Annotated in this window: 25 protein-coding genes; 22 read left to right on the forward strand and 3 right to left on the reverse strand. The window is 43.3% G+C overall.

The window, feature by feature from the left end; genetic code table 11:
• The first annotated feature begins 32 nt into the window (after positions 1–32).
• The 5 genes from hfq (at position 33) to WCV65_RS10390 (ending at position 4,714) form a co-directional block, all read left to right on the forward strand.
• On the forward strand, positions 33–257 hold the full coding sequence (gene hfq / locus WCV65_RS10370) for an RNA chaperone Hfq (RefSeq protein ID WP_035411703.1): 225 nt from the start codon (positions 33–35) through the stop codon (positions 255–257).
• Between the two features lie 229 nt (positions 258–486).
• Positions 487–1,443 carry a stage V sporulation protein K gene (gene spoVK / locus WCV65_RS10375; RefSeq protein WP_338782025.1) on the forward strand — a complete coding sequence of 319 codons (957 nt, stop codon included), beginning with the start codon at positions 487–489 and terminating at the stop codon, positions 1,441–1,443.
• Between the two features lie 235 nt (positions 1,444–1,678).
• A complete protein-coding gene (locus tag WCV65_RS10380; RefSeq protein ID WP_338782027.1) occupies positions 1,679–2,947 on the forward strand; it encodes a sugar ABC transporter substrate-binding protein in 1,269 nt (422 codons plus the stop codon).
• Positions 2,948–2,963: 16 nt separating this feature from the next.
• Positions 2,964–3,899, forward strand: a complete 936-nt coding sequence (locus WCV65_RS10385) for a sugar ABC transporter permease (protein WP_231889985.1) — start codon at positions 2,964–2,966, stop codon at positions 3,897–3,899.
• On the forward strand, positions 3,896–4,714 hold the full coding sequence (locus WCV65_RS10390; protein ID WP_035411693.1) for a carbohydrate ABC transporter permease: 819 nt from the start codon (positions 3,896–3,898) through the stop codon (positions 4,712–4,714). The genes WCV65_RS10385 and WCV65_RS10390 overlap by 4 nt, the downstream gene beginning before the upstream one ends.
• A gap of 29 nt (positions 4,715–4,743) precedes the next feature.
• Here WCV65_RS10390 and WCV65_RS10395 read toward each other — a convergent pair whose 3' ends face one another.
• Positions 4,744–5,367, reverse strand: coding sequence for a trimeric intracellular cation channel family protein (locus tag WCV65_RS10395; RefSeq protein ID WP_338782031.1), 624 nt, complete (start codon positions 5,365–5,367; stop codon positions 4,744–4,746).
• A 142-nt stretch (positions 5,368–5,509) separates the two neighbouring features.
• Between WCV65_RS10395 and hflX the strand changes: the two genes are divergently transcribed.
• The 11 genes from hflX to cysI all read left to right on the forward strand — a co-directional run bounded on the left by hflX (position 5,510) and on the right by cysI (position 18,042).
• A complete protein-coding gene (hflX, locus tag WCV65_RS10400; RefSeq protein ID WP_035411688.1) occupies positions 5,510–6,784 on the forward strand; it encodes a GTPase HflX in 1,275 nt (424 codons plus the stop codon).
• Entirely contained in the window at positions 6,785–8,053 is a 1,269-nt protein-coding gene (locus WCV65_RS10405) for a methionine gamma-lyase family protein (protein WP_338782033.1), read from the forward strand.
• 232 nt (positions 8,054–8,285) lie between these two features.
• The gene (locus WCV65_RS10410; RefSeq protein WP_035411682.1) at positions 8,286–8,684 is read left to right on the forward strand and encodes a MerR family transcriptional regulator; all 399 of its coding nucleotides are present in this window, start codon (positions 8,286–8,288) and stop codon (positions 8,682–8,684) included.
• Positions 8,685–8,743: 59 nt separating this feature from the next.
• Positions 8,744–10,078, forward strand: a complete 1,335-nt coding sequence (gene glnA / locus WCV65_RS10415; RefSeq protein ID WP_338782034.1) for a type I glutamate--ammonia ligase — start codon at positions 8,744–8,746, stop codon at positions 10,076–10,078.
• Between the two features lie 337 nt (positions 10,079–10,415).
• Entirely contained in the window at positions 10,416–11,270 is an 855-nt protein-coding gene (locus tag WCV65_RS10420) for an alpha/beta hydrolase (RefSeq protein WP_338782035.1), read from the forward strand.
• Between the two features lie 83 nt (positions 11,271–11,353).
• Positions 11,354–12,376, forward strand: a complete 1,023-nt coding sequence (locus tag WCV65_RS10425; RefSeq protein ID WP_338782036.1) for a Gfo/Idh/MocA family oxidoreductase — start codon at positions 11,354–11,356, stop codon at positions 12,374–12,376.
• 369 nt (positions 12,377–12,745) lie between these two features.
• Entirely contained in the window at positions 12,746–13,186 is a 441-nt protein-coding gene (locus WCV65_RS10430; protein WP_338782037.1) for a MarR family transcriptional regulator, read from the forward strand.
• Positions 13,187–13,229: 43 nt separating this feature from the next.
• The gene (locus tag WCV65_RS10435) at positions 13,230–13,859 is read left to right on the forward strand and encodes a nitroreductase family protein (RefSeq protein ID WP_035411672.1); all 630 of its coding nucleotides are present in this window, start codon (positions 13,230–13,232) and stop codon (positions 13,857–13,859) included.
• 46 nt (positions 13,860–13,905) lie between these two features.
• Entirely contained in the window at positions 13,906–14,202 is a 297-nt protein-coding gene (locus tag WCV65_RS10440; RefSeq protein WP_035411670.1) for a putative quinol monooxygenase, read from the forward strand.
• A gap of 299 nt (positions 14,203–14,501) precedes the next feature.
• Complete coding sequence (locus WCV65_RS10445) at positions 14,502–16,313, forward strand: assimilatory sulfite reductase (NADPH) flavoprotein subunit (protein ID WP_035411667.1); 1,812 nt, start codon at positions 14,502–14,504, stop codon at positions 16,311–16,313.
• A 16-nt stretch (positions 16,314–16,329) separates the two neighbouring features.
• Positions 16,330–18,042 (forward strand): assimilatory sulfite reductase (NADPH) hemoprotein subunit, encoded by a 1,713-nt coding sequence (cysI, locus tag WCV65_RS10450; RefSeq protein ID WP_338782038.1) that lies wholly within the window; start codon positions 16,330–16,332, stop codon positions 18,040–18,042.
• Between the two features lie 36 nt (positions 18,043–18,078).
• Here cysI and WCV65_RS10455 read toward each other — a convergent pair whose 3' ends face one another.
• Both WCV65_RS10455 and lexA read right to left on the reverse strand, forming a co-directional pair.
• Complete coding sequence (locus tag WCV65_RS10455) at positions 18,079–19,512, reverse strand: hypothetical protein (protein WP_338782039.1); 1,434 nt, start codon at positions 19,510–19,512, stop codon at positions 18,079–18,081.
• Between the two features lie 100 nt (positions 19,513–19,612).
• The gene (lexA, locus tag WCV65_RS10460; RefSeq protein ID WP_338782040.1) at positions 19,613–20,236 is read right to left on the reverse strand and encodes a transcriptional repressor LexA; all 624 of its coding nucleotides are present in this window, start codon (positions 20,234–20,236) and stop codon (positions 19,613–19,615) included.
• A gap of 151 nt (positions 20,237–20,387) precedes the next feature.
• Here lexA and WCV65_RS10465 point away from each other — a divergent pair, with 151 nt between their 5' ends.
• The 6 genes from WCV65_RS10465 (at position 20,388) to WCV65_RS10490 (ending at position 24,901) form a co-directional block, all read left to right on the forward strand.
• The gene (locus WCV65_RS10465; protein WP_035411657.1) at positions 20,388–20,708 is read left to right on the forward strand and encodes a LysM peptidoglycan-binding domain-containing protein; all 321 of its coding nucleotides are present in this window, start codon (positions 20,388–20,390) and stop codon (positions 20,706–20,708) included.
• 8 nt (positions 20,709–20,716) lie between these two features.
• Entirely contained in the window at positions 20,717–21,376 is a 660-nt protein-coding gene (locus tag WCV65_RS10470; RefSeq protein WP_035411654.1) for a recombinase family protein, read from the forward strand.
• A gap of 266 nt (positions 21,377–21,642) precedes the next feature.
• Positions 21,643–21,873, forward strand: coding sequence for a DUF896 domain-containing protein (locus tag WCV65_RS10475; RefSeq protein WP_338782041.1), 231 nt, complete (start codon positions 21,643–21,645; stop codon positions 21,871–21,873).
• A gap of 108 nt (positions 21,874–21,981) precedes the next feature.
• On the forward strand, positions 21,982–23,991 hold the full coding sequence (tkt, locus tag WCV65_RS10480; RefSeq protein ID WP_338782043.1) for a transketolase: 2,010 nt from the start codon (positions 21,982–21,984) through the stop codon (positions 23,989–23,991).
• Between the two features lie 156 nt (positions 23,992–24,147).
• Positions 24,148–24,594: a sporulation inhibitor of replication protein SirA gene (sirA, locus tag WCV65_RS10485; RefSeq protein WP_338782045.1), complete on the forward strand. Its 447-nt coding sequence runs from the start codon at positions 24,148–24,150 to the stop codon at positions 24,592–24,594.
• 85 nt (positions 24,595–24,679) lie between these two features.
• Positions 24,680–24,901, forward strand: a complete 222-nt coding sequence (locus WCV65_RS10490) for a YneF family protein (protein WP_035411641.1) — start codon at positions 24,680–24,682, stop codon at positions 24,899–24,901.
• The last annotated feature ends 29 nt before the right edge of the window (positions 24,902–24,930 follow it).

Genomic DNA, 24,930 nt, shown 5'->3' on the forward strand with positions numbered 1-24,930 from the left:
GTAACCATATAGAGAAATGAGGAGGACATATCATGAAACAAGCAATCAATATTCAGGACCAATTTTTGAACCAGCTGCGCAAGGACGGAATTTTTGTCACTGTTTTCCTTCTTAACGGATTCCAGCTGAGAGGGCTGGTAAAAGGATTCGATAATTTTACTGTACTGCTTGAGACTGAAGGCAAGCAGCAGTTGATTTATAAGCATGCAATTTCAACGTTTGCACCGCAAAAGAACATTCAGCTTGAAACGGAATAATCAGTGATTCAAATGGGCCGCATACAGCAGTGTATGCGGTTTTTATTTTGCCTATTTCCAGTGGTTGTACATGACCCGTTGATGAATACATATAAGAAGATCAGGCGTTTTCAAAAAAAAATGAAAAAAACAGGGGGAGTCCTGCGGTTCATGCGTGAACAATAATAGGCATTTGTCACGGCAGAGCCGTTCCGGGCGTATAGTAACATAGAAAGCTGAGGTGACTCTCATGGATCAGGCAGTTACTTATAAAAATAACGGACAAATCAATATTATCCTAAATGGCCAGACGAAAGCAGGCAAGGAATCGGAAGGCAAGGGCTATGACCTCGTTCTGCCTAAAACGGATTTTAAGCACGCCATTCTCAGGCAGATTGAAGAGGAAATGGGCACACTTGTAGGTATGGAAGAAATGAAGCGGAATATAAAAGAAATTTACGCCTGGATCTTTGTCAGCCAAAAGCGTGAGGAACAAGGGCTAAAAGCAGGAAAACAGGCGCTTCATATGATGTTCAAAGGGAATCCGGGAACTGGAAAGACTACGGTCGCCCGGCTGATCGGAAAGCTGTTCTGTCAAATGAACGTGCTTTCCAAAGGGCATTTGATTGAAGCAGAGAGGGCGGACCTAGTAGGAGAATATATCGGGCACACCGCTCAAAAAACGAGAGAATTAATTAAGAGGTCGCTTGGCGGGATTTTATTTATCGATGAGGCTTACTCCCTCGCAAGGGGTGGAGAGAAGGATTTCGGTAAAGAAGCAATAGACACCCTCGTCAAGCACATGGAAGACAAACAGCATGAATTTATCCTCATTCTTGCCGGTTATTCCAAAGAAATGGATCAATTTCTTGCAATCAATCCCGGTTTGCATTCCAGATTTCCGCTCGTTATTGATTTTCCTGACTATTCAGTTGACCAGCTGATGGATATTTCCAAAAGAATGATTGAGGAGAGGGAATATGTATGGAGCCGGGAAGCGGAATGGAAGCTGAGAGATCATTTAATGTCCGTTAAGAGCATGACACAGCCATCAAAATTCAGCAACGGCCGGTTTATAAGGAATATCATCGAAAAATCAATTAGAGCGCAGGCTATGAGATTGTTAATGGCTGATAAATACAATCGGGATGAATTGATAACGATTAAAGCTCAGGATTTGATCGTTCGGGAAGAGAAGCCGCTTTGAGCGGCTTTTTATTATGGTTCAGTTGCGGTTTTACTAGCGTTGAGATTGGATGAGAAGCATTTGGCGGAGCAAAGGCGCTTGCTCTAGTTTCCTGATAAAGTCGAAATAGTGAAAAAAATGGAGATTAATAGGTTTTATTTTTATAAAAAGGGGTAAATGTTTAAAGGGGATTTGCGCCTTTAAACAATTGACGGATATTGAAGTCGGAATATTTAAACAGATAGGAGGGAGCTCTTTGATCAAGAGAAACTGGGGCAGCGCTGCGAAAATCATCATCATTGCAATCGTGCTCTCGCTTGCCGGATGCGGTCAATCAGGAGAAGGAAAAGTAAAGCTTGATTTCATGTGGTTCTCTGATGGCGGAGAAGGAGAAGTCATGAAGGAAATTATCAAAAAATATGAAAAGCAGAATCCGGATGTTGACATCAATCTGGTGGAAATTGCCTTCAAGGATGTTAAAACGAAATTAAAAACAATGATAGCAGGCGGAAAACCGCCGGCATTGGTTCGGATAAATGATACATATGAATTTGCTGATTATGCAATTGATTTAACTGATTATGTAGGAGATCAGGAGAAATTCATCAGTCAGTTTGAGGATTCCATCAAACCTTTTTATGTCATTGATGGAAAAATTATTGCAGCCCCCATGGATGTAACAGCCAATGGAATGTATTACAACAAGGATCTTTTTAGAAAAGCGGGAGTAAAGGTTCCGCAGACTCCGGAGGAAATTTGGACGTGGGATGAGTTCACTGCAGCTTTAAAAAAGGTAAAAGAAAAAGGGGACGCACGCTATCCGATGGTCTGGGATTCATCAGGACACCGCTGGTCGACCATGATGTATGAGTACGGCGGCAGCTTGTTTAATGAAAATTTGACAAAGGCAGCGGTAAACAGCCCCGCATCTGTAAGAGCGCTAACTGACTTCAGGAACATGCATAAGGAAGGCCTTATCCCGGATTCCGTATGGCTTGGCGGCGAGAACCCGAATAACCTGTTCCGCTCAGGTACAGTCGCGGTCCATTTAGCTGGAAACTGGATGATGGGCAGCTATAAGGACATTACCCATTTTAAATGGGGTGTGACTTATTTGCCAAAAGATGAGAAGCGGTCTTCCGTTCCAGGAGGAAAGTATGTAATGGGCTTAAAGAATACCGGAGTTGAGAAAGAGACCGCTAAATTCATTCAATATTTATCAACTAAGGAAGTAAATGCAGAGTATATTGAAAAGTCTTTATTCCTAAGTGCCAGAAAAGATAACAAAGAACTGAATTATCCGCTCGATGATCATATGTTTGATGTGTTTACGGATGAGTTTAAAAACACTTCTCCACAGGCAGCAAAAGACTGGTCAAATCAGCAGGTCATGAATAAAAATGCCGGGGATTTAACAACCGGCATTGCGAAAGCTCTAAAAGGAGAATCCACTCCAAGGGAGGCTCTCGATGAAGTGGCTAAAATCTTCGATGACACCATAGAACAAAACAAAAAACAGCCATAGAGGAGGGTGCTGAATAATGGTAGTAGAAAAATCAAAGGCCATGCCGATGGCAATAAAAAAAACGAACGTAGAGACGATGAAAAAAGCGCAAAGAAAAAAGAAGCTTGCTCCTTATTTATTTGTTCTTCCAAATCTGTTAATTTTCCTAATATTCATAATCATTCCTGCTTTAATGGGACTTGTTTATTCGTTTACAAGCTATAATGGCGTATCAGATATGAAGTTTACAGGCCTGGAAAACTATATCCGATTGTTTAATAACGCAGAATTCTGGAAAATCATGCTGAATACGCTAATCTACGCAGCGCTTGTCGTACCGCTCGTTTTCGCGATTTCCCTGGGGATCGCCATGCTGATGATTAAGGAAATGAAGGCGCGAGGTCTTTTCAGAGCCATTATCTTCTGGCCGACCATGATTTCTTTCATCATCGTCGGCCTGTCCTGGAAATGGATATTTGGAGACAGCTTTGGAGTGATTACGTATCTGCTTGAAGCAGGCGGCCTTCCACCGATTAAATGGCTGTCGGATCCGGTTATAGCGAAGATTACCATTGTAATAGCGACTGTATGGGCCCGTGTCGGATTCTTTATGGTCATCTTTATTGCCGGGCTGCAAAGCATTCCAGCTTCCTACTATGAAGCTGCACAGATCGACGGAGCAAACAGAAGCCAGCTGTTCTGGAAAATTACACTCCCGCTCTTAAAGCCTACAAGCCTTCTTGTTTTTATGCTGCTGATCGTAGAATCGGTAAAGGCATATCCGCTCATCTTTTCCCTTACAGGAGGCGGACCTGCAAAGGAAACAACCCTGATTGTTCAATATATTTTTGAGTTCGGATTTACGAAAAGTGAAGTCGGCTATGCAAGTGCCATGTCGGTTATCTTGTTCCTGCTGATTGGTATTTTCACGCTGATCCAATTTAAATGGGCAGAAGGAGGGAAAATCGATTGACACAGAAAGCAGGTTTTTTTACATATCTTGCCTTGATCCTACTTGCCTTAATCTTCATTGCCCCCGTACTGTGGATTTTTATTTCTTCTGTTAAGGGGCCGATCGATTTGTATTCATGGCCGCCGAAGTTTTTGCCTGATTCGCTTTCATTTGAAAATTTTACGGCTGCCTTCAGCAAAGGGAATTTCGGACTGTATTTTATTAACAGTGCCATTGTAGCGGTATCCGCCACAATCCTGACATTGCTGATCAATACAATGGCTGGGTATGCGCTCTCCAAGTTTCGCTTTAAAGGAGATACACTCATTTTGTTTTTATTCCTTTCTACATTGATGATTCCAATAGAGGTCATCATGACTCCGATCTTTACGGTGATTAGCAAGCTCGGGCTTTATAATAATCTGCTTGGGCTGATTATTCCTCCCGCTGCTACTCCTATGGGAGTGTTCCTGATCCGTCAATATTTGCTGACGGTACCGGATGATCTGCTGGAAGCGGCAAGAATGGATGGAGCCGGAGAATGGAGAATTTTTTGGACGATCATCGTGCCGATTGCAAAGCCTGTAATTGCTGTCCTGACGATTTTCTCCTTCATGTGGAGATGGGACGACTTTATCTGGCCGCTTATTGTCATCAGTGATCCATCTAAATACACCATTCAGCTTGCCTTGGCAAATTTCATAGGGGAATTCAGAGTTGACTGGGGAAGCCTTCTTGCCATGTCTGTCGTGACCATGATTCCAATTTTGATTGTATTCCTCATTTTCCAGAAGCAATTTGTGAAAGGAATGGCTACTTCAGGTATGAAAGAATAAACAAAAAAAGCGCAGCCAATGCGCTTTTTTTATTGTTCTAAATGAGTTTTCTCCCCATAAATACTTCGGGTTGGGAGCTTCCAGTGAAACATATAGGAAAAAATTCTGAAAAGGGTTATAAAAACAAACAGTGTATACAATTCAAATGGGGAGCGGGCCCAGCCGAGTCCGATAACAAATCCGCCAATGATCGCCCATGCCGCATAAATTTCTGCCCTGAGAACGAGAGGCTTTCTTCTGGCTAGCATATCGCGGACAATCCCGCCACCGCTTCCTGTAAGAACGGCCGCTACAACGATGGCGCTAAGAGGATGCTCCATCTTCGCAGCATACAGGGCACCCTGGATGGCGAATGCTGATAATCCAATTGCATCCGTAAAATTGCCCCAGCGATTCCAATGCTTCATTAGAAATTGCGGAAAAACAAAAACCAGTGTGATGGAAAAGAGAGCGATTTGAAAGTAAAGGCCCTGCTCCCAAAGGGCTGAAACCGGGACACCGATCAAAAGGTTCCGGATGGCTCCTCCGCCAAAGGCTGTGACAATGCCTAATATATAAACACCTAAAATGTCATACTCTTCTTCCATGGCAACAATTGCGCCGCTGATCGCAAAGGCAACCGTGCCAATAATACTTAATACTTCCCACGTCATATAAACTTCTCCTTAAACCATAGTGCAACCGTATAGATTTTAAGCGGTGTTTCCTTTAAAATCAATGATTTTTTTTCAAATACAATCAAAAAATGGTATGATAGATTTTATCATTAGAAACAGGAAAAGGCAGGAATGCAGATTGAGTGATCTTTCAAAAACACAGCCTGAACAGGCAATTGTCGTCGGATGCCAGCTTCCATTTGTATCGGACGAACAATTTTATTATTCTTTAGAGGAACTTAAATCCCTTATAAAAACAGCACAGGGCAGCGTTTTAGCGGACATTTCCCAGAAACGGGACCGTCTTCACCCCGCAACCTGCATAGGAAAAGGAAAGCTTGAGGAATTAAAATCCCTTACAGAAGAACTTGAACCTGATGTGGTGATCTTTAACGGGGAGCTATCGCCAAGTCAAATCCGCAACCTTCAAAAAGAGCTTGAAATAAAGGTAATTGACCGGACCCAGCTGATTTTGGATATCTTTGCACAGCGCGCACAGACAAGGGAAGGAAAGCTGCAAGTTGAGCTTGCCCAGCTTGATTATCTGCTTCCGAGGCTTTCCGGACAAGGTATTCATTTATCAAGGCAGGGCGGCGGAATCGGAGCAAGAGGACCTGGTGAAACACAGCTCGAAACAGACCGGCGCCACATTAATAAACGAATGGTAGAAATCAAACAGCAGCTGAAAACGGTCATTAGCCACAGAGCCCGTTACCGTGAGCGCCGCAAACGTAATCAGGCGTTTCAAATCGCACTGGTCGGATATACGAATGCCGGGAAATCTACGTTGTTTAACAGGCTGACTGAATCCGATAGCTTTGAAGAGAATCTGCTTTTCGCTACGCTTGATCCGATGACCCGAAAAATGGGGCTGCCGAGCGGCTATCAAGCCCTTTTAACAGACACGGTGGGGTTCATACAGGATTTGCCGACTACACTTGTTGCTGCCTTCAGATCCACCTTGGAGGAGGCGAAAGAAGCCGATTTAATTTTGCATGTAGTCGATACATCCAGCGAGGACAGCATCAATCATGAGAAAACCGTTTTCAAACTCCTTGAGGAGCTGGAAGCGAGCTCCATTCCAAGACTGACAATTTATAATAAAAAAGATAAAATCCTGCCTGAATTCACACCAAATACAGCCGATCCATATATCGTGATAAGCGCATTGAATAAACAGGATCTTGATGACTTGAAAATGAAAATTGAGGAACAGGTAAAAAATGAAATGGTTCCATACTCAATGGAGCTGCCTCCAGACGAGGGAAGACTGATCTCTCAGCTGAAGCGCGATACAATTGTACAGTCCTTTTCATTTAATGAAGAAAAAGAAGCTTATGAAATCAGCGGATATGCTCAAGAAGGAGATTCTAAGCTTCCATCAAAAGAATTAGCAGATGAGGATGAATGGTAAATGCTGAAGCAATTAAAACACGGGGAGAAGCTTTCTCCGCTAATTAGGGAAACAGAAGCTCAAATCGCAGATGTGCTTAAGAGCATTGATGAACGAATAGAAGCGAATCAATACCGGGTCCTGCAAAGCTATCAGGCGCACAAAGTTAGTGATTCTCATTTTATTCCGTCTACCGGTTATGGATACGATGATAACGGACGGGACACCCTTGAAAAAATATACGCAGATGTGTTCGGCGGAGAGGCGGCACTTGTCCGTCCTCAAATTATTTCCGGAACGCATGCTATTTCCATTGCTTTGTTTGGAGTGCTCCGTCCCGGGGATGAATTGATTTATATGACCGGACGGCCGTATGATACGCTTGAAGAAATTGTCGGAATCAGGGGCGAAGGGATTGGTTCTTTAAAGGAATTTGGAATCGATTATCAGCACGTGGATTTAAAGGAAGACGGCACACCTGATTTTGAGGCGTTGAAAAGCGCAATTTCCGGAAAGACAAAAATGATCGGCATTCAAAGATCAAAAGGCTATGCCAGCCGTCCATCCTTTACCATTTCAGAAATCAAGGAAATGATTGAATTTGTGAAAGCCATCAATCCGGAGCTGGTTGTTTTTGTAGACAATTGCTACGGGGAATTTATTGAAGAGCTTGAGCCTTGCCACGTTGGGGCTGATTTAATGGCTGGCTCCCTTATTAAAAATCCCGGAGGAGGCCTTGCCAAGACAGGGGGCTACATAACGGGGAAAAAACCGCTTGTTGAAGCCTGTTCTTTCAGAATGACTTCACCGGGCATCGGAGCAGAAGCTGGTGCTTCCCTTTACAGTCTTCAGGAAATGTACCAGGGCTTTTTCCTTGCTCCTCACGTTGCCGGGCAAGCTCTGAAGGGAGCTGTATTTACTGCAGCTGTTCTGGAAAAAGCGGGATTAAAAACATCGCCATCATGGGATGCGGTTCGGACAGACTTAATCCAGTCTGTTCAATTTGACAATCCTGCCAGAATGATTGCTTTCTGCCAGGCTATCCAATTTGCCTCTCCCATCAATTCTCATGTTACCCCATATCCAAGCTATATGCCTGGCTATGAGGATGATGTCATTATGGCTGCAGGAACCTTTATACAGGGAGCAAGCATTGAATTGTCAGCTGACGGCCCGCTTAGGTCTCCTTATACTGCCTATGTGCAGGGCGGTCTGACTTATTCTCATGTGAAGATCGCAGTTAGCTCGGCATTAGATTTTTTGCTGGAGAAAAAGTTAATTGCCTTTTGAGAGAGCGGATATTCCGCTCTTTTTTTGGTTTGCGGGATCAATGCAAGCGCCGAGGGTGATGAGCGAACGGCAATAGCTGCTGATTAGGCTTCTTCAATAGACCCAGAGAAAAACCGTATATTGGCAGTTCGATAGGGTAAAAGAATCCTAATGTCATATTTCCTTACATATTCTTGACACATAATATAACATTGCATATAATAGCCTTATGAAACAGTAAGGAGGAAAAGGAATGGGTGATAACATAAGACGCTCAATGCCTTTGTTTCCTATAGGGATTGTCATGCAGCTGACGGAATTGTCTGCAAGACAAATCCGTTACTATGAGGAGCATGAATTGATATTCCCTGCCCGGACAGAAGGCAATCGCCGGATGTTCTCGTTCAATGATGTAGATCAGCTTTTAGAGATTAAAAGCCTCATTGAGCAGCGCGTAAATCTCGCGGGCATTAAACAAATATTTTCCAGGAAAGAAATTCCGGCAGTCCCGCAGGCAGAACCTGTTAAAGCAGAGAAGCCTGATTTAACTGACGAAGAGCTGAGGAAGCTCCTTAAAGCCGAAATGGCACAGGGAGGAAACTTCAACAGACCGAATTTGCGTCAGGGAGACATGTCCAGGTTCTTTCATTAATTCTGTGAGCACCATATTTTGTTACTATAAATTTGCATTTGAATTGGGAGGAAATGATTATGTCAAAGTATACCAAGGAAGACATCGTTAAGTTAGTAAACGAAAACAACGTAAAGTATATCCGTCTTCAATTCACGGATATACTGGGCACCATCAAAAATGTAGAAATCCCGGCAAGCCAGCTTGAAAAAGCGCTTGATAACAAAATGATGTTTGACGGATCTTCTATTGAAGGATTTGTGCGCATCGAGGAATCCGATATGTATCTATACCCGGATCTTGATACGTTCGTCATTTTCCCGTGGACTTCTGAAAAAGGAAAAGTTGCCCGCTTTATCTGTGATATTTATAATCCGGATGGCACTCCATTTGATGGAGATCCTCGTGCAAATCTTAAGCGGATCCTTGGCGAAATGGAAGAGCTGGGCTTTACGGATTTCAACCTTGGACCTGAACCTGAATTTTTCCTCTTCAAATTGGATGAAAAAGGCGAACCGACTCTTGAATTGAATGATAAAGGCGGATACTTCGACCTTGCTCCTACAGATCTTGGTGAAAACTGCCGCCGTGATATCGTGCTTGAGCTGGAAGAAATGGGATTCGAAATCGAAGCTTCCCACCACGAAGTAGCACCCGGGCAGCATGAAATCGATTTTAAATATGCAAGTGCTGTAAAAGCATGTGATGATATCCAAACGTTCAAATTAGTCGTAAAAACAATTGCGCGCAAACACGGTTTGCATGCGACATTCATGCCTAAACCGCTGTTCGGTGTAAACGGCTCTGGAATGCACTGCAACCTTTCTCTATTCAAAGAAGGGAAGAATGCGTTCTTCGACGAAAATGGAGATTTGCAGATGAGCGATACAGCTCGTCAATTCATCGCTGGAATTATCAAGCATGCGCCTAACTTTACAGCTGTTACAAACCCGACTGTGAACTCTTACAAGCGCCTTGTACCAGGCTATGAAGCTCCTTGCTATGTTGCATGGTCCGCACGCAACCGAAGCCCGCTGATCCGTATTCCGGCATCCCGCGGAATCTCTACCCGTGTAGAGGTACGCAGCGTAGATCCGGCAGCAAACCCATACCTGGCTATGGCTGTTCTTCTGGCAGCAGGATTGGACGGAATTAAAAACAGCATGACTCCGCCTAAACCGATTGACCGCAACATCTATGTCATGAACAAAGAAGAGCGCCTTGAAAACGGCATCGTGGATCTTCCTTCCACACTGGCTGGAGCGCTTGAAAACCTTAAAACGGATGATACAATCGTGAAAGCTCTGGGAAGCCACTTGTTCGAACATTTCATCGAAGCGAAAGAAATCGAATGGGATATGTTCCGCACACAAGTCCACCCTTGGGAACGCGAACAATATATGAGCATGTATTAATCAGGAGGCCTCTTGATACTTCGGTATCAGGGGGCTTTTTATTATCATTGCCCATGCAGGCGAGTCTGCAGTCCTTTTCGTAATCGTTTACATGATCTCTTTCTTATTAAAAACGATCATTACTAATATAGAAGAATTTAGAAACTGACTTTTGCAGATTGTGATATAGTGGAAATGGGTATGAAACCCTTAACATCCTATAAAAGGAGGCCTTGTCATGATTATCAAGTGGATTAAACATAGATAATTGACGGTGCAGGCCAACTACTCCGAACTAGAGTTTATTGATCTGCGCCCAAAAACCGGCGATGTGATGATAAAACAAGGAGGGATAACAATGAGTGAACAAATAGTAGATGTTCGAGATATAGAAATATGTACAGAGAGTTTTGGTAACCAAAATGACCCGGCGGTGCTTCTTATTATGGGAGCCATGACATCCATGGATTGGGTGGATGAAGATTTTTGCCTTCAGCTAGCCGGACGAGGAAGATTCGTCATTCGGTATGATAATCGTGATTTAGGAAAATCAACGGTTTACGAGCCAGGAACGTCAAATTATACGATTACGGACCTGGCAGATGACGCAGCAGGTGTACTGGATGCTTATTCCATTGAAAAGGCTCATATTGCTGGAATGTCGCTTGGCGGTATGATTGGGCAAATTCTTGCTTTGCGATATCCTGAACGAATTCTATCACTCACAGCAATTGCTTCCAGTGTGTTTGGAAGGGAACAGGAAAAGCTGCCTGAGATGGATCAGCGCATCTTAGATTATCATTCCAGCAGCAGTTCCATTGATTGGAACGACCGGCAAGCAGCTATCGACTACCTTGCAGGAGGCTGGAAAACCTTATCAGGTTCTAAGCCTTTTGAGAGAAATCGAATGGAGAAACTGGCCGAAAAAGAATTAAAACGGGCCAGACAAATTGCAAGCCGATTTAATTATGCCTTGCTGCAGGGCGGTAATCATTACTTTGACAAAATGGGTGAGATAACGGCACCTGCAGTGGTTATACACGGAACAAAGGATCCCGCGCTTCCGATTGAGCATGGCCTGGCGCTTGCGAAGGCCATTCCGAATGCTGAATTTATTGCACTTGAAGGCACCGGACATGAAATTCACAGTGATGACTGGGCAGTGATAATCAGCGCCATAGTTGCCTTGAGCAGCCGCTCCACAGAGAATTAAAGTTTTAGATACACTCAAGTGTAAAATTTAGCAAAGATCATGTACAAAGGCTGTAAAAAATGACGATTACGGGAGTGAATAAAATGCTGAATGTTGCAATGCTTAGCAGATGGCATGTGCATGCTGATGATTATGCGAAAGAGGCACTGAATAATGAGTCCATTTCAATTAAAGCCGTTTGGGACGAAGAAGAGGAGAGGGGTATGAAGTGGGCAGAGGAGCTTGGTGTTCCGTTTGAAGCCAATTTAGATTCTGTTTTGAAAAGAAGCGATATTGATGCAGTGATCGTTAGTACTCCGACAACCATGCATAAAGAAGTCATCATGGCTGCTGCGGGATACGGAAAGCATATTTTCTCTGAAAAAGTTTTAGCCGTTTCCTTGCGGGATTGCGAAGAGATTTTTGAGTCGGTGGAGAAAGCAAACGTAAAACTTATGGTTTCGCTTCCCAGACTCTCGGCAGATTACTTTTTATATGCAGAGCAGGCAGTCGAGAAAGGCTGGCTTGGAAGGTTAACATCCATTCGGTGCAGACTGGCGCATGATGGAGCAATATCTATTCCCGGGAAACCATCCGGCTGGCTGCCCTCGCACTTCTTCAGCGAAGAACAATGCGGCGGAGGAGCGCTAATTGATCTTGGTGCACACCCCATTTATTTGACATACCGTTTAGCTGGAAGCGCTGTGTCCGTTTCTGCTAAGCTCCTTCATACTCTTGGGCTTGGAGTGGATGATAATGCCGCTGTGACGGTAGAGTATGAATCAGGTGCTCTAGGAATAATAGAAACAGGGTTTGTTTCAGCAGCAAGCCCGTTCCAGCTGGAACTATACGGAACAGACGGAGCTCTTCTTATAGAAGATAACAAGGTCCGCATGAATAGTGCCTCCTTAACACAAGGAGAGTGGATTACCCCTGATGATCTTCCGAAACCTCTTCCTATGCCGATGGAGCAATGGGTAATGGATATCGAAGGGAAAAAAAGTCCGGCGATTACAAAAGACGATGTGCTGAATTTAACTCTGATGAACGAAGCGGCAGCCCGCTCAAGTAAGGAAGCGAGAGCGGTTTCTGTACAAGAACTAAAAGAAGGCGCGCATCAAGGATAATCTAAAAAAGGGGCTTCCTAAGAAGCCTTTTTCTATTGAATAAGGCTATGTTAAAGCATGGTGTTGATTTTTTGACACCTGTTGATTGAAGCAAACACCTGCAGCGGAAATCAACAGCTAAGTTAACAAAGCTTTGAATAAAAGGAGGGTATTCCGATAAAAAAGTTAATGTTTCATGCATACGGAACGAATAATTTGACATCAATGTATCGATGATTTAATATAGTTGATAGCTCAATAGTTGACTTATCAATTATAAGTTTCACCACAATAGTGAGTTAAATATGGCCAGGTTAATTTCTTGACTTCATTATAAATATCATCTTATATTTGATAGGTCAATTATATTCATTGCGTGAAAGGAGGGGGATGCGTTTGTCCAACTTGCGAGCCGAAGATGAAGAGATTGTTTTCCGATTATATGAAATCAACAAACGGACAAATCCGAAATTCGAAGCATGTACAGGAGTCAGCCAGTCCCGATTGGAGCTTTTGCTAAAACTGTATGAAACAGAGGAAATTAATCAGAGCACACTGCAAAAAAAAGTAAATATAGACAATGCTGCTGTAACCAGGCATTTGAAGCAGCTTGAAGAAAAGGGTACGATCATCCGCCGGAAAAATCCTGAAGACAATCGTTTCACATATGTACGCCTGACCGAAGAAGGGCGCGGGAAAATCGCCGCATATAAAGAAGAAAAACAGCGGTTTGTTTCGGATGTCTTACATGGTTTTAATACGGAGGAACGAACGCTTCTTTTAGAAATGCTTACCCGGATTCAAGAAAATGTAGAGAATATGAAATACTAATGAATGAATATCAACTAGACCCCTCATAAAGGAGAAATAAATCATGACTAAAATGAACGATTTTAAAGAAATTATCACTGGACGCCGTTCCATTCGCAATTACGATCCATCAGTGAAAATCAGCCGGGAGGAAATGACGGAGATTCTGACAGAAGCAACGCTCGCTCCATCATCTGTAAATATGCAGCCATGGCGTTTTATGGTCATTGATTCAGAAGAAGGCAAGAAGAAGCTTGCTCCGCTAGCGAAGTTTAATCAGGTGCAAACCGAGACATCTGCTGCAATGATCGCTGTTTTCGCTGATATGAAGAGTGATGAATATATGGATGAAATTTACGATAAAGCAGTAGCTGAGGGACATATGCCTGCTGAGGTCAGAGACAGACAAGTAGCGCAGATTAAAGGGTTTTTTGAAGCAAGCTCGTTTGAATCACTAAAGGAAATGAATTTGATTGATGCCGGCCTTGTTTCAATGCAGCTGATGCTTGCTGCACGTGCACACGGCTACGATACGAATCCAATCGGCGGTTATGAAAAGGATCAAATTGCCGATGTATTCGGAATGGATAAAGAGCGTTACTATCCAGTTATGCTTCTTTCCATTGGGAAAGCGGCAGATCAGGGCTACCAATCAGTGCGTTTACCGATTGAAAAGATCACGGAGTGGAGATAACCGCCATTCATGCATAGAAAAAATTAAATGAAAAGAGGACAAAAAAATGATTATTACACATGCAGGATTTCAAGTTAGACCGGATAAAGAAGCAGCTTTTCTTGAAGAAATTGAAACATTGGTGAAAGCTTCACAGGCAGAAAATGGATGCATCTCTTATCGTCTGATGAAAAATCTGGATCAGGAGCACGCTTATACAATGGTAGAAGTTTGGGAAGATATGGCTGCTGTGAAAACCCATGGAGAAAGTGCCCATTTTGTTGGGTTTGTAGGGAAAGCAAAAGAGTTTTTAACGGCACCGCTTGATGTAAAAAGCTATGAAGGAAGCCTTCTTCAGCGCTAATTTACTCAAAAACCCCTTACGGCATAATGCTGTAAGGGGTTTTTGATTGCTGCAATTACCGTTCTAATTGTTGAAAAAGGATGGTTCAATTAGACGAGAGGAATAGAACTTTTACTATTAACAATATTAATAACTCCGATTATTTAAAAATATTTTACTAATGCTCTAATTTTCTGTAAAATTAGATAAGATATTTATACTGCTAACCAAGGTAAAAAGCGTGCTGGTTTATTTTAAGTGAAAAACCGACTTAATACATAGGTATAATCGAAATATGATGAAATGATGAGGTGGGTTCATTGCATATTCAAGTAACAAACAGCCCTTTTGATCAAAAGCAGGCAGATCTCCTGAACCAGCTATTGCCAACATTAACTGATTCACAAAAAAACTGGATTTCAGGCTATCTTGCGGCTTCAGCTGCCAGTACTCCAGGGGCTGCTGCAGCTGAAGTTCCAGCTCAGGCTGCTGTCCAGACCATCTCCAAAAACGTGACCATCCTTTATGGATCCCAGACGGGGAATGCGCAGGGATTGGCGCAAGCGGGGGGCAAGACCTTAAAGGAGAAGGGTTTTGAAGTAACCGTAGCTTCCATGAACGATTTCAAACCAAATCAGCTAAAAAAAATTCAAAACCTTCTGATTGTGGTCAGCACACATGGTGAAGGCGATCCGCCGGATAATGCGCTGTCACTCCATGAATTTCTTCATGGGAAACGCGCACCGAAGCTTGAGGATTTGAACTATTCCGTTCTATCCCTGGGTGACAGTTCTTACGAATTCTTTTGCCAGACAGGAAAGGAATTTGACAGCAAGCTGGAAGAGCTGGGCGGCAAAAGACTGCATCCAAGAGTGGACTGCGATCTGGATTATGATGAGCCTGCAGCTGAATGGCTGGAAGGGGTCATTAATGGTCTTTTAGGATTGCAGGGAAGTGATGCCTCAGTGCCGGATTCTTCAGCTGCTACACCGGCTGCAGTAACGAATTATTCAAGAACGAATCCATTTCATGCGGAAATTCTTGAAAGTATAAATTTAAACGGACGGGGGTCCAATAAGGAAACGACCCACATTGAATTATCACTCGAGGGCTCCGGTCTTTCCTTTGAACCGGGGGACAGTCTTGGGATTTACCCTAATAATGATCCTGCTCTGGCAGATTTGATTATCAGCGAAATGAACTGGGCACCGGATGAAATGGTTACAGTAAACAAACAGGGGGATGTGCGTTCATTAAAGGATGCGCTCACTTCTTTCTATGAAATAACCGTCCTAACGAAGCCGCTGCTTGAGCAAGCTGCACAAATTACAGGATGTCAGGATTTAAAAGAACTGCTTTCACCTGGCCGGGAAGCGGAACTAAAAGAGTACCTTACAGGACGTGATTTGCTGGATCTGCTGCGTGATTTTGGACCGTGGGCTGTTCCGGCACAAGAGATTCTCTCCGTCCTTCGAAAAATTCCTGCACGACTTTATTCTATTGCAAGCAGCCTGGCGGCCAACCCGGATGAGGTTCACGTAACAATCGGGGCTGTGCGCTATGAGTCTCATGGACGCGCACGAAACGGAGTATGCTCCATTCTTTGTGCGGAAAGGCTTCAGCCGGGAGACAGCTTGCCGGTATATATTCAGCCCAATCAAAACTTTAAGCTGCCCGCCAATCCCGAAACACCGATCATTATGGTAGGTCCAGGGACAGGAATTGCCCCATTCCGATCGTTTATGCAGGAGCGGGAAGAGAAAGAAGCAGAAGGGAAATCATGGCTTTTCTTTGGAGATCAGCATTTTGTAACAGACTTCCTTTACCAGACAGAGTGGCAAAAATGGATGAAAGATGGTCTATTAACAAAAATGGATGTGGCATTTTCAAGAGACACAAAGGAAAAAGTGTATGTTCAGCACCGTATGCTTGAGCGGAGCCGGGAACTGTTCAATTGGCTGCAGGAAGGTGCTGCTGTTTATGTTTGCGGTGATGAAAGGAATATGGCGCATGATGTCCATAATGCACTACTGGAAATCATTCAAAAGGAAGGCGGTTTGAGTCAGGAAAAAGCAGAAGAGTATTTGGCTCAAATGCAGCAGGATAAAAGATATCAGCGGGATGTTTATTAGGAAAGGAGTTTTTCACATGGGCAATCGAATATTAAAAGCACCGGAAGGAACTCCGAGCGATGTGGAGCGTATTAAGGATGATAGCAACTATTTGCGCGGAACCCTTGCGGAATCAATGCTTGAACCGATCAGTGCAGGAATTTCGGATGATGATAACCGCTTAATGAAATTTCACGGCAGCTACCTGCAGGATGACAGGGATCTCCGCAATGAACGCCAAAAACAGAAATTGGAGCCGGCCTATCAATTTATGCTCCGTGTTCGTCTGCCGGGCGGAGTTGCTACTCCCGCTCAGTGGCTTGTCATGGACGACCTGGCTCAAAGGAACGGCAATGGCACTTTGAAGCTGACCACGCGCATGACCTTTCAAATGCACGGAGTATTAAAATGGAATATGAAAAAAACGATTCAGGATATCCATGCATCTCTGATGGATACGATTGCTGCTTGCGGTGATGTAAACCGGAATGTCATGTGCAATCCGAATCCTGAACAATCTGAGATTCATACAGAGGTTTACGAATGGTCCAAAAAATTAAGTGAACATCTCCTTCCACGTACACGAGCGTATCATGAGCTTTGGCTTGATGAAGAGAAGGTAGCGGGCACGGCAGAAGAAGCTGAACCAATGTATGGTCCTCTTTATCTGCCCCGTAAATTTAAAATCGGAATTGCGGTTCCGCCGTCCAATGATATCGATGTGTATTCACAGGATCTGGGGTTTGTCGCGATTGTTGAAGAGGAGAAGCTTCTTGGATTCAATGTCCTGATTGGCGGAGGGATGGGAATGTCCCATGGCGATAAAGAAACCTATCCTCAGCTGGGAAAAACAATTGGCTTCTGCACACCTGATCAAATAGTAGAGCTGGCTGAAAAAATTATCACGATCCAGCGGGATTATGGAAATCGCTCAGAACGGAAAAATGCCCGCTTTAAGTACACGGTAGACCGTCTTGGACTTGAAGCAGTGAAAGAAGAACTAGAGAACCGATTGGGCTGGACCCTGCAGGATGCAAAACCTTACCATTTTGATCACAACGGCGACCGCTACGGATGGGTAAAAGGGGTCAAGGGCAAATGGCACTATACCCTGTTTGTAGAAGGCGGGCGTGTAGCCGATTTCGAAAATTATAAGCTTATGACTGGCCTTCGTGAAATTGCGAAAGTGCATTCAGGAGACTTTAGGCTAACCGCTAACCAAAACGTAATCATTGCAAATGTTCCGCAAAAGATGAAAAAGCAAATCGATCAGTTAATAGCCGAATACGGTTTAACGGACGGCAAGCATTATTCCGCACTCCGTCGAAGTTCAATGGCGTGTGTGGCCCTGCCTACATGCGGCCTTGCAATGGCGGAAGCGGAGCGCTATTTGCCGGTCTTAATCGATAAAATTGAGCGGATTGTTGATGAAAACGGTTTGCGCAATGAAGAAATAACAATCCGCATGACTGGCTGCCCGAACGGCTGTGCCAGGCATGCCCTCGGGGAGATTGGATTTATTGGCAAAGCTCCGGGGAAATATAATATGTATCTTGGAGCAGCCTTCGATGGCAGCCGCTTAAGCAAAATGTACAAAGAAAACATTGGAGAAGAAGAAATACTGAATGATCTTCGTGACATCTTGCCGCGTTATGCCAAAGAACGGGAAGATGGGGAACACTTCGGAGATTATGTTGTCCGTGCGGGAATTATTTCTGCAACAACAGATGGAACAAACTTTCACAATTGAGAAGAAAACAGAAAAACGATGACCCCGGGATTGGAGTCATCGTTTTTTGCGGTTAAAAAAGTTTCTGCCAAGACTGAAAATCGCTCCTGCACCCAAGCCAATTCCCATTAGGATTCCGCTAATGGCTACTCCAAACGCAATATACTCAAAAACCGAGTATTGAGTCATCAATCTCCAATCGATTTTTCCTTTCCAGTCCTCTATCACAAGATTCATCCCATAAATTCCGGAAATAACCGTGTATGTCGTTAAAATGAACAATAAATAATTATTTCGTTTAGCTGAAATTTTCTCCTGGTTTCTGAACAAGCTGTCGAGCGTTTTTTTTACTTCGTCATATAAGGTCGAAATATGAAACACATTATTCATTAAGAAAGCCAATTCCTGTCCTTCTGTGCGGCTGCTTATTTCCTTAAAATGATATTTGCCGGAAAACTCGGTAATCGTTTGAATTAGCTGTTCAATCTCATTCGTTTTATTCCGTCTGTACAGCAGCGAGTATTGATAGGAAAGTTTAAGCAGAACCATTTTGTAAAAGAAGTGAAGGAGCAAGTTGTAATAATGCTGGCCAAACATTTCAGACTTAATTATGGGTACATGTTCGCCCTGCTGGGTAAGGCATGTAAAGGCATGATCGCTGATTACATAGTTTGTCTGAGGAGCCCACCTGCTGTAAGTGTGGGTCTTTGCATAATGATCTATGTACTCTGGGTTTTTAGCGGAAATAAACGGATTTCCTTTTGAATCATAACCATTTACCTGCCCCGATCGGAAGAGATGTTCATTTGTCACGTGATTCTCACGTGTGACCAGCGTACTGACAATATACATTCTTTCATCCACGAAATACGGAAGACTCCCGAAATAAGAGGACTTGTTCACTCCTGTTTCGATAAAAGGGACAATGCCGGGTGCGACTTCTTTAAATATGTAATCCTGAATGCTGTCATAGGATGAATTTTTAGTCATGACCCTAAGATTTTTCTTTTCAACAAGCTTTGGATCCAGAACACGGAACTGATTTTGAAAGTCCATCACTTCAGAAAGCTTTAGGGGAGACTGAGTAAACCGGGTCCGAATCGAGATCATACCAATTTCAAAAGGGCAGATAAAAATATCAGCAGAAAGGACTTCTGCTTCATATGAACGCTGATCCTCACCGAATAATAACCGGATTGGTGATTGAACAGACTTTGAAAACCGGCTGAGCGATTCTTTTGCCGGCTCATGAACAAATAACAGGTTTTCAATAAACGGCAAAAAGTATTGGTCCATATTATCATGGGAAACGGACTGCCCGGGACCGTAATATGCATTTTCTGTTTCTTTTGCGTCCAGATGGAAGAAGCGGTAACCGCTATTCTCCAGCTGCTGCTGGATCTTCATCACATTTGTATGTTTTAAAGAGAAGGGAAAAATAAATTGACTGCTGGCTTCATCTAATTGAAGCTCCTTTTGATTGTCGGACATAAATGGTTCCTCCAGATGCTGATTGTATAGCACATTATACAGCCTTTATTCTATCATTATAATCTGAATGAAAAAAAGCTTGTCCAGTTGAACAAGCTCGTTAATGCACTGTACGGTATACTCCAATCACTTTGCCAAGTATGGACACGTTCCTTAAAATAATGGGTTCCATTGATGAGTTTTCCGGCTGCAGCCTGATATAATCTTTTTCTTTAAAAAAGCGTTTTACTGTGGCTTCATCATCCTCGGTCATGGCAACGACAATATCACCGTTATTAGCGGATTGCTGCTGTCTTACTACAACAAGGTCTCCGTCTAATATTCCCGCTTCAATCATACTGTTCCCGACAATCTCAAGCATAAAAACCTGGTCATCAGGTGAAGCAAGCCGTTCAGGGAGCGGAAAGTATTCTTCAATATTTTCCACAGCAGTAATCGGCAGCCCTGCCGTAACTTTCCCGATAATCGGAACGTTAATCACTTCGTTTCTCGGAATTTCCATTCCATGATCTTCATTTAAAATTTCGATAGCCCTTGGCTTTGTAGGATCTCGGCGTATAAGGCCTTTGTTTTCAAGTCTGGCAAGATGGCCATGTACGGTAGAGCTGGATGCCAGACCGACAGCAAGGCCAATTTCACGGACGGAAGGCGGATACCCTTTGCTTTTGACTTCCTGTTTAATAAATTCAAGAATGTCCTGTTGCCTTTTTGATAGTTTGCTCATCCTTAGCACCTCAGAGTAAGTAATTTATAGTGATTATAGCATCATTTACCTGAAAATACAAACATAAGTTCGAAAAACGCTTGACCCAAAACGTTTGTTCGTATTATAATAAAAATATCAAAAAGCGAACAAACATTCTGGAGGGGTTAACATGTCAAAAAGCACATTTGCACTCATAGCATCATTTTTCGTTCTTGTCGGGGGTATTTTATTTGCAGCAGCCGGTACGGGAAGCGGCAAAACACTGGATGAATATGCTAAAATAGAAATCCGAGAAGGAGATACACTATGGGATTTGGCAGAAACACTGAAGGACAAGCACGGAATGTCTCAGACAGAGTTTGTGGAATGGGTGGATAAGGAAAATAATTTATCTACTATTGTAATTAAACCTGGTGACACCGTTTTTATTCCAGTGAAAAAGAATGATCTTTACAAACATGAAACCCATATTATTGCTTCAGAAGAGTAGGTGTTTACTTGAAGGCGGTTATTTATTGCAGAGTCAGTACAGCAAAAGACGAACAGGAAACTTCTCTTCTCAGACAGGAGGAAGAACTGACTTCTTTAGCGGTTCAAAACGGAATGGAACCCGTCCGGATCATCATGGAGAAGGCAAGCGGCTATGAGATTGAGAGGGAAGGAATTCTCGAGCTTCTTGACACGATAAAAAAAGAAGATGCAAAAGCAATTCTGATCCAGGATGAAACGAGACTTGGGAGGGGAAGCGCCAGAATGGCCATTCTCCACTGTATATACAAAGAACAGGTGAAAGTGTTTACAATCGCACAGCAGGGCGAACTGCAGCTGTCAGAAGCGGATACAATGGTTCTTGAAATTGTCAGCATTGTCGAAGAATATCAGAGGAAGATCCATAATATGAAAATTAGGCGCGGAATGAAGCGTGCGGTTGAAAAGGGATATCGGCCGCAGCATAACTTAACCGATCTTGTCTCCGGAGGAAGAAAAGATAAAATTGAAGTTCCAATCGAGGAAATCGTTCGTTTAAGGAATAGTAAGCTCACGTTTGCAGATATAGCAGCCACGCTGAGAGGCTTCGGCTATTCGGTATCAAAAGCGACAGTACATAGAAGGTTCCAGGAATACATGGAAGAGAAAAAGGCAGCTGAACAGACCTAATAATCTGTTTAGTTGCCTTTTTTTGCTCTTTTTTGTACGATTGCACTATCTAACATTATCCGTAAGTTACGTGCGAAGTGAAGCCCATTATATAAGAACATGTTTTTTTTTGGACAGGTGCTCTGTAAATTTCCCTTTCTAAGGATGGTGGGCATGCTGCAGCAGTAAACAGCCATCATATTAATTTCATAACAGCAAAATGATAGGAAAAAGTCTTCGATCACGAAACGTACAGGAGTTATACAGGCTTAAAAAGGAGAATGATTATGCTTTCTAAAGTAAAAATTGATCGAATTAATGCTCTTTCAAAAAAATCCAAAGCTGAAGGGTTAACAGAACAGGAACAGCAGGAGCAAAAGGCTTTGCGGGAAGAGTACCTGAAAACCTTTAGAAGTTCCATGAAGAACACTTTGAAAAATGTGACCGTGGTCGATCCGGAGGGTAATGACGTAACCCCTCAAAAATTGAAAAATGAGAAGAATAAAGGACTTCATTAAAAGTTCGATAACTGGCCTGTTTAATATAAACAGGCCTATTGGTTGTACTATTTGAGCTGTACGGATATGATAAGAGGGTAAATTGTTCAAACGAAAGGATGGTCTATAATGACATTATCTACTATTGACTCATTGTCCATTGCTACAATCCGGACTCTATCTATTGATGCAATTGAGAAAGCAAACTCCGGACATCCGGGAATGCCTATGGGATCTGCCCCAATGGCTTACAAACTGTGGACAGATTATATGAAACAAAATCCAGAGAATCCAAACTGGTTCAACCGTGACCGTTTTGTTCTTTCTGCCGGGCATGGCTCTATGCTTCTTTACAGCATGCTTCACCTTTCAGGCTATGATGTTTCTATGGAGGATTTGAAATCTTTCCGTCAATGGGGAAGCAAAACTCCAGGACATCCTGAATACGGACATACAGCTGGTGTAGATGCAACGACTGGACCGCTTGGCCAAGGAATTGCAATGGCGGTAGGAATGGCTATGGCAGAACGTCACCTAGCACATACATACAATAAAGACTCTTTTAATGTAGTCGATCACCATACATTTGCGATTTGCGGCGACGGCGATTTAATGGAAGGAATCTCATCTGAGGCTGCTTCTTTTGCAGGTCACTTGAAGCTTGGCCGCCTGGTTGTCCTTTATGATTCAAACGATATTTCTCTTGATGGCGATCTTGACCGTTCATTCAGCGAAAATGTTCAGCAGCGTTTTGAAGCAATGAATTGGCAGGTGCTCCGTGTCGAAGACGGAAACGATACAGATGAAATCGGCCGGGCTATTGCTGCAGCGAAGCAAAATGAAGATCAGCCAACCCTGATTGAAGTCAAAACAACTATCGGATTTGGTTCACCGAACCGCGCCGGTACTTCAGGCGTCCACGGGGCACCTCTTGGAGCGGAAGAGACAAAGCTGACAAAGGATGCTTACAAATGGACATTTGATAAAGATTTCCATGTTCCGGACGAAGTTTATGATCATTTTGCAAAAACGATCAAAGAAGATGGCATGAAAGCAGAAAGCGAGTGGAATGCCCTTTTCGAAAGCTATAAGAAAGAGTATCCTGAGCTTGCTGAGGAGCTTGCTCGCGCAATTGAAGGAGAACTTCCTCAAGCGTGGGATGCAGATATTCCAGTTTATGAAACAGGAAAAGGTCTTGCTTCCCGAGCATCTTCAGGTGAAGTGCTTAATGCAATCGCTAAAAATGTTCCAAATCTTTTCGGCGGATCAGCTGACTTAGCGGGATCCAATAAAACGACAATCAAAAGCGTAGAAGATTTTACTGCCGCCAATTACAGCGGACGCAATATCTGGTTCGGCGTAAGAGAATTTGCTATGGGTGCGGCACTAAACGGTATGGCTTTACACGGGGGATTAAAGGTATTCGGAGGAACGTTCTTCGTATTCTCCGATTACATGCGTCCTGCTATCCGCCTGGCTTCCTTAATGAACCTGCCTGTAACATTCGTATTCACTCATGACAGCATTGCGGTAGGGGAAGACGGACCTACTCATGAACCGATTGAACAGCTGGCTTCATTAAGAGCGATGCCGAATCTTGATGTGATCAGACCAGCGGATGGAAATGAAACGGCTGCTGCATGGAAGCTCGCTGTAACAGCCAAAACCAGTCCGACAGCTCTTGTATTATCAAGACAGGATCTTCCGACGCTCGAGCACTCTGCAGAATTGTCCGGCACTGGTGTGGAGAAAGGTGCATATGTTGTATCACCTTCACAAAAAGAAATGGCGGATGCTATCCTGCTTGCTTCCGGTTCTGAAGTGGGTCTTGCAGTCGAATCCCAAAAAGCGCTTCTTAAAGAGGGAATCGATGCTTCTGTTGTGAGCATGCCTTCCTGGAAACGTTTTGAAGAACAAACTGAAGATTACAAGCGATCCGTCCTTCCTAAGGATGTTAAAAAGCGCTTGGCGATTGAAGTGGCTTCTCCGCTTGGATGGGAAAGGTACACGGGTGATGAAGGTGACGTTCTTGGAATTAACCGTTTCGGAGCATCTGCACCAGGAGAAACGATTATGAAAGAGTTTGGCTTCACTCCTGAAAATATCGTAGCACGCGTTAAAGCATTGCTAAATAAATAACCAGCAAGGGAGCCTGCATCGTGCAGGCTCCCTTTCATTTGCCGAACTCTGATTCGACATAAATAGTGAATCCTCTCTCCGCATTAAGACACTCTTCATCATGAGTCATTCCGTATAATAAAGATAAAGAGCGTGCAGCGGCAGGAGGGGTTCAGTATGAGGCATTACTATGTTTATTTAATAGAAGAAGAATTCGCAAGCCATTATTTTGGCAAAGAGTCGAAGATTTTTAACCTGATTCAAAATTTTCAATGGACAAGCATTCATGACGGTTCGTACGACCTGTTGGATCGCCAGGTACAATATATTTCTAAAGCCATCCCGGCCAAAAAAATTCATCAGCTGTTAACCGGGTTCTTAACGATGAGAAAAGGCTACCGGCAGTTAGGCCACTTGCACAGAATCATTCTTAATGGTGAGGCCGGACAGGCAACATTGCTTATAAAAGACCGATATTTGGAAATCGATGCTCAAGGCAGCTATGAAGCGGAGACGATATTTTTTGAAATTCTTAGGAAAATGGACCCCTGTTTTCTCGCGATGGACTTCCAATCCCAGCGATATGGATGGCTGAACCCGATATCTGAAAGAAAATTTGTCTAAAAAAGCAGAAATTATGCAGGAATTATTGTATAATATCGAAGGGTTTAGTAGACTGTAAACGAGAGAACTTGAAGGAGGAACTACCATGGCTTTATGGCTAGGCATAACACTGATCATAGTTGCTCTTTTGGGCGGCGTGGCGCTGGGCTTCTTTATTGCTCGCAGATACATGATGAGCTATTTGAAAAAGAATCCGCCAATCAATGAACAAATGCTTCGTATGATGATGATGCAAATGGGAATGAAACCATCCCAGAAAAAAATCAATCAAATGATGAAAGCGATGAACAGTCAGCAGATTAAATAAGGTATTTCAGCTGGTGTTTATAGTGCTTT

Origin of the sequence: Metabacillus sp. FJAT-52054 (assembly GCF_037201815.1) — a bacterium.
In the GTDB taxonomy this organism is placed as follows: domain Bacteria; phylum Bacillota; class Bacilli; order Bacillales; family Bacillaceae; genus Metabacillus_B; species Metabacillus_B sediminis.

Excerpts from the sequence above, each read along its gene's own strand:
- sirA (WP_338782045.1), top strand. The coding sequence starts at position 24,148 with ATGAGGCATTACTATGTTTATTTAATAGAAGAAGAATTCGCAAGCCAT.
- WCV65_RS10430 (WP_338782037.1), top strand. The coding sequence starts at position 12,746 with ATGCGTTTGTCCAACTTGCGAGCCGAAGATGAAGAGATTGTTTTCCGA.
- tkt (WP_338782043.1), top strand. The coding sequence starts at position 21,982 with ATGACATTATCTACTATTGACTCATTGTCCATTGCTACAATCCGGACT.
- WCV65_RS10395 (WP_338782031.1), bottom strand. The coding sequence starts at position 5,367 with ATGACGTGGGAAGTATTAAGTATTATTGGCACGGTTGCCTTTGCGATC.
- WCV65_RS10455 (WP_338782039.1), bottom strand. The coding sequence starts at position 19,512 with ATGTCCGACAATCAAAAGGAGCTTCAATTAGATGAAGCCAGCAGTCAA.
- WCV65_RS10440 (WP_035411670.1), top strand. The coding sequence starts at position 13,906 with ATGATTATTACACATGCAGGATTTCAAGTTAGACCGGATAAAGAAGCA.
- WCV65_RS10490 (WP_035411641.1), top strand. The coding sequence starts at position 24,680 with ATGGCTTTATGGCTAGGCATAACACTGATCATAGTTGCTCTTTTGGGC.
- WCV65_RS10475 (WP_338782041.1), top strand. The coding sequence starts at position 21,643 with ATGCTTTCTAAAGTAAAAATTGATCGAATTAATGCTCTTTCAAAAAAA.
- spoVK (WP_338782025.1), top strand. The coding sequence starts at position 487 with ATGGATCAGGCAGTTACTTATAAAAATAACGGACAAATCAATATTATC.
- WCV65_RS10465 (WP_035411657.1), top strand. The coding sequence starts at position 20,388 with ATGTCAAAAAGCACATTTGCACTCATAGCATCATTTTTCGTTCTTGTC.
- glnA (WP_338782034.1), top strand. The coding sequence starts at position 8,744 with ATGTCAAAGTATACCAAGGAAGACATCGTTAAGTTAGTAAACGAAAAC.
- WCV65_RS10435 (WP_035411672.1), top strand. The coding sequence starts at position 13,230 with ATGACTAAAATGAACGATTTTAAAGAAATTATCACTGGACGCCGTTCC.
- hfq (WP_035411703.1), top strand. The coding sequence starts at position 33 with ATGAAACAAGCAATCAATATTCAGGACCAATTTTTGAACCAGCTGCGC.
- WCV65_RS10425 (WP_338782036.1), top strand. The coding sequence starts at position 11,354 with ATGCTGAATGTTGCAATGCTTAGCAGATGGCATGTGCATGCTGATGAT.
- lexA (WP_338782040.1), bottom strand. The coding sequence starts at position 20,236 with ATGAGCAAACTATCAAAAAGGCAACAGGACATTCTTGAATTTATTAAA.
- WCV65_RS10410 (WP_035411682.1), top strand. The coding sequence starts at position 8,286 with ATGGGTGATAACATAAGACGCTCAATGCCTTTGTTTCCTATAGGGATT.
- WCV65_RS10420 (WP_338782035.1), top strand. The coding sequence starts at position 10,416 with ATGAGTGAACAAATAGTAGATGTTCGAGATATAGAAATATGTACAGAG.
- WCV65_RS10405 (WP_338782033.1), top strand. The coding sequence starts at position 6,785 with ATGCTGAAGCAATTAAAACACGGGGAGAAGCTTTCTCCGCTAATTAGG.
- WCV65_RS10385 (WP_231889985.1), top strand. The coding sequence starts at position 2,964 with ATGGTAGTAGAAAAATCAAAGGCCATGCCGATGGCAATAAAAAAAACG.
- cysI (WP_338782038.1), top strand. The coding sequence starts at position 16,330 with ATGGGCAATCGAATATTAAAAGCACCGGAAGGAACTCCGAGCGATGTG.